The organism is Bradyrhizobium sp. 153 (genome assembly GCF_023073835.1).
Lineage (GTDB): Bacteria > Pseudomonadota > Alphaproteobacteria > Rhizobiales > Xanthobacteraceae > Bradyrhizobium.
Map to the genome: position 1 here is coordinate 1 of NZ_JADPKH010000008.1, position 7,239 is coordinate 7,239.

The 7,239-nt window shown below is 55.8% G+C and carries 6 protein-coding genes; 4 read left to right on the forward strand and 2 right to left on the reverse strand.

Annotation, left to right across the window (positions count from 1 at the left end):
* Positions 1 to 197 (forward strand): transposase domain-containing protein (locus IVA91_RS01835; RefSeq protein WP_247458287.1); only part of this gene is annotated, 197 nt, incomplete at its 5' end.
* 269 nt (positions 198 to 466) lie between these two features.
* Here the strand turns inward: IVA91_RS01835 and IVA91_RS01840 are convergent.
* A complete protein-coding gene (locus IVA91_RS01840; RefSeq protein WP_247458296.1) occupies positions 467 to 1,717 on the reverse strand; it encodes an aminotransferase class I/II-fold pyridoxal phosphate-dependent enzyme in 1,251 nt (416 codons plus the stop codon).
* Between the two features lie 743 nt (positions 1,718 to 2,460).
* On the opposite strand from IVA91_RS01840, the gene IVA91_RS01845 reads away from it, so the two are divergent.
* The 3 genes from IVA91_RS01845 (at position 2,461) to ccrA (ending at position 6,698) form a co-directional block, all read left to right on the forward strand.
* Positions 2,461 to 3,450, forward strand: a complete 990-nt coding sequence (locus tag IVA91_RS01845) for a hypothetical protein (protein ID WP_247458289.1) — start codon at positions 2,461 to 2,463, stop codon at positions 3,448 to 3,450.
* A gap of 625 nt (positions 3,451 to 4,075) precedes the next feature.
* Positions 4,076 to 4,849 (forward strand): glucose 1-dehydrogenase, encoded by a 774-nt coding sequence (locus IVA91_RS01850; RefSeq protein WP_247458290.1) that lies wholly within the window; start codon positions 4,076 to 4,078, stop codon positions 4,847 to 4,849.
* Between the two features lie 577 nt (positions 4,850 to 5,426).
* Positions 5,427 to 6,698, forward strand: a complete 1,272-nt coding sequence (gene ccrA / locus IVA91_RS01855) for a crotonyl-CoA carboxylase/reductase (protein ID WP_247458292.1) — start codon at positions 5,427 to 5,429, stop codon at positions 6,696 to 6,698.
* A 324-nt stretch (positions 6,699 to 7,022) separates the two neighbouring features.
* Here the strand turns inward: ccrA and IVA91_RS01860 are convergent.
* The coding region (locus IVA91_RS01860; protein WP_247458294.1) for a hypothetical protein at positions 7,023 to 7,239 on the reverse strand (217 nt) is incomplete at its 5' end.

Below are 7,239 nucleotides of genomic sequence, written 5' to 3' on the forward strand. Positions count from 1 at the left end.
CCGGTTCAGACGCCGGCGGTCATCGCGCCGCCGCCGTCTATACCCTGATCGAGACCTGCAAGATGAACGACGTTGATCCACAAGCTTGGCTCGCGGATGTGTTGGCCAGGCTTCCAGATCACCCCGTCAACAAAGTCGCCGACCTGCTCCCGTGGAATTGGAAGGCGACCCAACAGTCCAGATCGGCTGCCGCCTGAGCGCCACGGCTGACCGGCGCGCCTGCCCGGGGTGCTGACCGGATGCGTACGAAGGATGTGGTCACCGCGCAGGTGATGCTGAGTGCCGAGCGAGGAGCCTGGTTTGGCGACTGAACCGGCCCAGGTGGGTCCTTTCTGGTCAAGATCTCAAAATTGCAATCACAAAGAACTCTGATGGTGAGCATTGAGTGCCGCAACTCGCAGTTTGCTTTACTCTGGACCTACATCTCGACCAAGTAATTTGTCGTTATCGGTACTGTAAGGGCTAGTCAGGCTCCTCCTTCATTCAGCGCTTCTGCTCGCAAAATGCAGTCGCAGAGCCGTTCTATTTCGTGCGCCTCGTGAGCGGCCGTTATGCACACACGAATCCCCGCTCGACTTCGCTCGACCGTCGGGAAAAATGTAACCGAGGTATAGAAACCCACGTCTAGAAGTTCTCTAGCTGTTGCAATTGCATTCGTTTCCGATCCTGTCGTGATCATTCTGATTGGGAGCGAACTACCTCTCTCGCTGGTGGCACATTTAAGGTCAAACAGTTCGATGCGTTCGGCAAGGCGGGCTCGTCGATCCTTCAGCTCTGCGGAGAGATGGATCTTGCAGGACCCAAGTGCAGCCCCAACCGCCGCGAGATTGGGAGCCGCCGAGAAAGCATAGGGGATTGCATACCGCCGAAACAACGCTTCCTGTTCGTGGGTTCCGAGCATTAACATACCGCCCGACGCGCCGAAGCCCTTTCCCAAAGAGGCTGCTATGATCGTCCGGTCACCGAGATCTTTAGGAAATTGAGAGCGAGCGAAGCCTTCCCCATTGCGGCCGAACAGGGAGATCCCATGTGCATCGTCGATATACAGGAAGAGCCCATACCGATCTTGAAGATGGCGCAGCTCCTGTATGGGTGCGTTCCCTCCCATCGAGTAAACGCCATCGCATAGATAAGCAACAACCGGATGCTCCCGGCAAATAGCCTCGAGCGCCCCGATATCATTGTGAGCGATAGTTTCTACCTGCGTTTCGTCAGCCACAACCGGTTTGTGATAGGCCAGCGATATGTGGGCTTTCCGATCAAACACAACGACCGGCCTCTTTCCAGCTGTTAGCTGGCCCGATGCGAGGAGGGGCATCATGCCGAGGTTGGCGAGCATAACCGTCGAAAAGGCAATTACCCGGGCGTCGAACATCTGCGACAGGTTCTCCTCAAGCTGTCCAAGAAGATCGAAATTGAGGCGAGTGCGAGCACATGACCAGTGCAACGAATGATGGGCTTCGATGGCCTCAATGGCGCCCGCGACCACAGCCGGATGGTTGTCGAGCCCCAGGTACGAGCAGCGCACAAAGTCGACTATCCGCTGTCTCCCGTCGGGCGGCCCTGCACCCAAAGCAAAGGAGCGCCCGGTCGTAGAACGTCCGTGTATGCCCATGAGACCAGCTGCGTGGGCCGCGTCGAAGTATCCGCGGCTTTCGCTGATCATATAGGGTGTATTGCGGAATCGCCTCGCTCCACTGGGAAAGCGGCGAGTCATATCTTGCCTATTTTGGAATTGTCCCAACATGTGTCCTCTCCTCCAACCCAGGCGATTCACAAGCCTGCAAATCCGCGACGCGGAATATTGGATTTGCCACTGTCTGGGCGACTTGGCAGCTACTAGATCGACTAGGTTTTTGATTCCCCTTCACTGTTTTTGTACCGGCGACCGCATCAACGCAGAACGTTCCCCAGGACGGACTTGCCAATCATGAGGCCCACTATTTGGTACTCCGGATCACGCACGATCGCGTCCTAACTGATGGTGAGAGGTAGTCTTGCCAGCTGGATACCTTTGTTGTGAGAGAGTGCTGGGCACGTCATCCGAACTACTCCAGCTCTAATGTTGTCCCAACTCTTCCGGGATTGGAACGCACCGCAAACTAGTCTGACAATGCTGTGTTGGCTTCGACCGCATCGAGAAATCACGCGTATAGCAACTCCCCGGCACACTTTGCGCCGAATAGCGAACGAGCGGCACACCGCCTTCTGTCGCGCTTTCCTCTTGCGATCCGAGACAAAGCGGACACATTGTAACTACAAGAAAGAATAGTTGTATTGGTGGCACGCGGCTGACACGATCGGCATCAAATGGCCTGATGCAATTCGCTGGACCGCCTGAGGCACGCTTTCGCCCGAAAGGATAAAAGGCTGCTTGCATGATCTCGCGGGGTATGTGGGGTCTTCTGGCTAGTTACGCTCAACTTCTGTGCAGCAAGACGTTACGAGGAAAAGCAGCGCATGATCGTGCAAACCGTGACAGGACCAATCCCAACGGAGCGCCTTGGTCGCACACTGATGCACGAACACTTGTTCATCGCCTTTCCCGGAGCATCCTACGATCCTCGGGCAAAATTCGACCGCACCGTCCTTATCAAAGATGCAGTCCAGCGATTGATAGCATTACGCCTCGAGTATGGTGTGCATACTTTCGTCGACCCCTGCCCAATTGAACTCGGTCGTGACGCCACCCTGATCAAGGAGATTTCTGAACGATCAGGGATGCAGATCGTCTGCACCACTGGATTTTACTATGAGGAGATGGGCCTTCCGAGCTATTGGCGCGCACGCAGCGTCGATGAAATTGCTGAGCTTTACATCAGCGAGATCACCAAAGGGATCGGGGACACTGGTGTGAAGGCAGGCGCGATCAAGGTTTCTACCGGCGCGCCAAGCATCACAGCACAAGAGGCGAAATTCGTCTCTGCCGCCTGCATCGCACACAAGGCAACGGGTGTTCCAATTATCACCCACACGACGCGCGGATGTGCTGGACCGGAGCAGCAGCAGCTCTTCGCGCAGGCCGGGGTTGCCCTTCATCGGTGTCTCATCGGCCACAGCTGTTGCAACCCGGATCCCGCTTACCACCGGCGTATCGTCGATGCTGGCTCTTACATTGGGTTCGATCAAATCGGGATGTTCTATCATCTAAGTGATGAGACGCGCGCCGACAATCTGGTGAAGCTCGTGCGCGACGGCTTCGTTGCCCAAATGATCATGAGCATGGATCGATTCTGCGCTAGACTCGGAAAATTTAGCTTTCATGCCACCCCCGAATATACGGCTAAGGTCGAACACCTGAAGTCGAAGGGTCTCTATCAAGCGCACACCTATATGTTCACCGACTTCATTCCTATGATACGGGCACGCGGTGTCGGTCAGCAGGACATAGTGTCTATTTTGGAAGACAATCCTCGAAGGTTCTTTGCCGGCGGCCCGGCGACGGTGTAGGCCATGCAAGCGAGCTGACGGCGTTTTCACTGCGCGTCACCTTGCGTCGAGCCGAGCGACATATATCCACGCGCGAGACAGGATCTTCAATGGTATGCCGTTCCTGACTCTGATCGCGGGCAAGTGCGTTGCCGCAAAGACATCATTTGACGATCTGTTGCCGCCCTGTTTTCTACACAGGTCTGAGAGCCGGTGAGGCGGCTCACATGCGCTTTGCGCAATGAGATGAAGACCATGCGCGACCGCAAACTTGGATCAATCGATACGCCTTGTCTGCGAGGCCATGAGACGGATGCTCATCCAGCCGGAGGGACACACTCGCTAAGGAGCCGCCGCGGAGCGCCACGCAGAGCCAAAGCATGTCGTTATTGCGATGGCTCGTTATTCGACGCTACCATATACGGCAGTTGACGCCCCACGCATTTGTCGGGCACGGGATAAGCTGGTTTGTAGGCTAAAGGGTCGAGCTAACATCTAAACGCTAGGCTGCAGAGCGGATACCCCAGCATTCGCAAGGTGTCGTTAGGGAGCTGGCGCAAAGCCGGAACAGGCGCCGAGTTAGGAGATCAGCTTATTCTCCACGAAAAACCCCGGACGAAACCCGGCGAAACTAGGGAATACGGATATGTGGTCAGATCAGGTGGCTGTCGTCACAGGCGGTTCCAGAGGCATAGGGCGAGCAATCGCGCTCTTGTTGGCGGAGCGCGGCGCTGCCGTTTGTGTGACATATAGGGGGCGCGCCGAGGCGGCCGGACAAGTTGCGGCCGAGATTCAGGCTGCTGGCAGCCGTGCCTTGGTATTGGGCCTGGATGTGGCGGATGCACCATCCGTTCGCGCGATGATCGCGCAGGCAGAGACGCAGCTCGGTCCGATAACGATCCTCGTTAACAACGCGGGAGTGCTGTATCAGGCAACTCTCGACACGTTCGACTACAATAAGTTTGAGTATATGCGCAGGGTCAATGCAGACGGCCTTATTCATACAACACGCGCCGCAATGACAAGCATGCGCGCACGTGGCTATGGCCGGATAATCAACCTCACTTCCATCGCCGCGATCGGCTCTACACTGCATGGGAACGCATTTTATGCTGCCAGCAAAGCAGAAGCGATGATCCTTACCCGACGATTCGCAATGGAACTGGGCGGCTACGGGATCACCGTGAACGCAGTCGCGCCTGGCTTTATCCGCACCGATATGACGCAAGGTCGGCTCAGCAGCACGGAGTGGGAGATTGTCGAGAAGCGAATTCGGGAGCGGACCATCATGGGCCGCATTGGGGAGCCGGAGGACATTGCGAATGCCGTAATGTTCTTGGCATCTCCCGACGCGGGTTGGCTCACGGCCCAAATGCTGGTGGTAGACGGCGGGAGAATGGATTATCTCGCCTCCAGTTGACGTACTGAAATGCGGCTCATCCCGGCGTTTTCGTCAGCGTGCCCGAACGGGATCATCGCCGAGCTCATCGCGGGCCGTAGGGATCGTTTGCTAATCGGGAAGCGTGCTTATTGGTAGTCAATCCCGCCGCGCCCCTTCCATCGGCCGCTTCTTTTCCTGACAAAGCCATCTCTACGGTACTCCGAGCAGATGAAGGCTTCGATCAATGGACAGGTGGGTTGTGACCTATTCGGTGATGCGGTCCTTCAGAGCATGACGGTACTTGTGCCGATAAGCCGCATACCGTGGTCAACTACCAACGTGAGTATGTGATGCTAAGCGGGCATTTGTGCCAACAATCAGCAGATCGAACAGGCTGGTTTCGGTGACGTCCGAAGTTAACATCTAACTTTCCTGGAGCTCGAGAGCTACTGTAGGCCAACGACATGCCAAGCTTCACGACCGCGAGATGCTGGGGATTGATGAAATATTTTACGTGCCCGGACAGCTGCTTTTTCGTTTTACGCCGCGCGCCAGCTAAACGTTAGAAACCAGATCTGTCCGAGCGTCGATTCTTTCAATGAGGTTGAGGAGACACATGGTCGGAACCGGTCAAGTTCAATTTCACGCCTCGTCCGGGGCAGCTTCTGCGAAGGACCTGTACCTCATAGGTGAAATACCGCCATTGGGCCACGTACCAGGGCGGATGCATGCATGGGTAATACGCAAGGAGCGCCATGGGCATCCCGATACTGCAATGCGGGTAGAGGTAGTTGACACCCCCTCCATCGGTCCTGAGGAGGCGCTCATCATGATTATGGCTACGGGGATCGGTTACAATTCAATCTGGGCCTCTCTCGGCAAACCAGTCTCTCCACTAGACATTCACCGCCACTCCTACCACATCTGTGGAGGGGAAGCCGCCGGGATCATCTGGGCGGTCGGCGATCGAGTGAAGCAATGGAAGGTAGGTGACGAAGTCGTTCTTCATTCCCACCAGGACGACGGAGACGACGTCCAGTGCAATGGCGGCGATCCCATGTTGTCGCCTTCACAGAGGATTTGGGGTTATGAAACCCCCAACGGCTCATTTGCGCAATTCGCGAGCGTTCAGTCGCGCCAAATACTACCCCGCCCAAAGCATCTAAGCTGGGCGGAAAGCGCTTGCTATACTGGAACGCTTGCCCCCGCGTACAGAATGCTATTTGGTCATCCACCCCATGAGGTTCGGCCCGGTAACAATGTTCTGGTCTGGGGCGCAGCTGGCGGACTTGGTTCAATGGCAGTCCAGCTTGTCGCGGTTACCGGAGCGAACGCGATAGGCGTCCTATCGGACGATTCCAAAACCGATTATGTGATGTCATTGGGCGCAAAGGGCGTGATCAATCGCAAAGAGTTCGGGTGCTGGGGCCGGCTTCCTGAAATCGATGAGCCCAGCTATCGTGATTACATGAACGAGGTGCGCCGCTTCGGTAAAGCCATTTGGCAGATTACTGGAAACGGCGTCGATGTAGACATCGTCTTCGAGCATCCAGGAGAGTCGACATTTCCAGTTAGTTGCTATGTTGCAAAGCGCGGCGGGATGGTCGTGTTCTGTGGGGGGACCTCAGGATACAACTTTACGATGGATGCGCGGTTCATCTGGATGCGACAAAAGCGGATCCAGGGCAGCCATTTCGCTAATCCGTATCAAGTGTGGAAAGCAAACCGCCTCGTTGTGGAGAAGCGCATTAAGCCTTGCATGTCGGAAGCATTCAATTGGGAGCATCTTCCGCACGCTCATATGAAGATGTGGAGAAACCAGCACAAGCCTGGTAATATGGCGGTTCTTGTCCAAGCTCGTGCTGAAACGGCTACAGAACGCAACTGACGGTCCGGGGGCCTACAAAAGCCAAGTTTACCAAGGGTTTTGCGTCCGAACCAAATTTGAAATTAGCTCAGCACAATGCTTCTTTGGTGAAGCTCCGCACGCGGAGACGATCAGACGCTCCGCCCCTGTGTAACTGCAGATCTAGAGAGGTTCCTACGTCCAGAAGGTCCTGACGCAGAACTTATTGTTCTCACAAATCGTGCAGGTGACGCTTGGTTGGCCGCTGCAGCTAGCACCGCGACATCAGAGCATCAGAGATCCACACCCTAGCTGAGTTCCTTCAAAGAGCGGTTCCATTTCCCGGAAACGAGAAAAGAAGCACACTTATTTTATCTTTCCCAACAGATCGAACTTAGCTGTTGCTGCGAGCTGTTGCCAGTTTCGCTGACCGGCTCGATTCTGGGAGGTGCAAGACTCGGCCCGATGCACAGCTCGTTTCTCAGTGAGCGTCACGATAGGATCACCGGTGCCCGGGCTTGACTTGCGCGGAATGCTCTGGATAGCGCGGTCGGGATGATTGACGCCGCCGGCGCGCGGTGAT

Excerpts from the sequence above, each read along its gene's own strand:
- IVA91_RS01845 (WP_247458289.1), top strand. The coding sequence starts at position 2,461 with ATGATCGTGCAAACCGTGACAGGACCAATCCCAACGGAGCGCCTTGGT.
- IVA91_RS01850 (WP_247458290.1), top strand. The coding sequence starts at position 4,076 with ATGTGGTCAGATCAGGTGGCTGTCGTCACAGGCGGTTCCAGAGGCATA.
- ccrA (WP_247458292.1), top strand. The coding sequence starts at position 5,427 with ATGGTCGGAACCGGTCAAGTTCAATTTCACGCCTCGTCCGGGGCAGCT.
- IVA91_RS01840 (WP_247458296.1), bottom strand. The coding sequence starts at position 1,717 with ATGACTCGCCGCTTTCCCAGTGGAGCGAGGCGATTCCGCAATACACCC.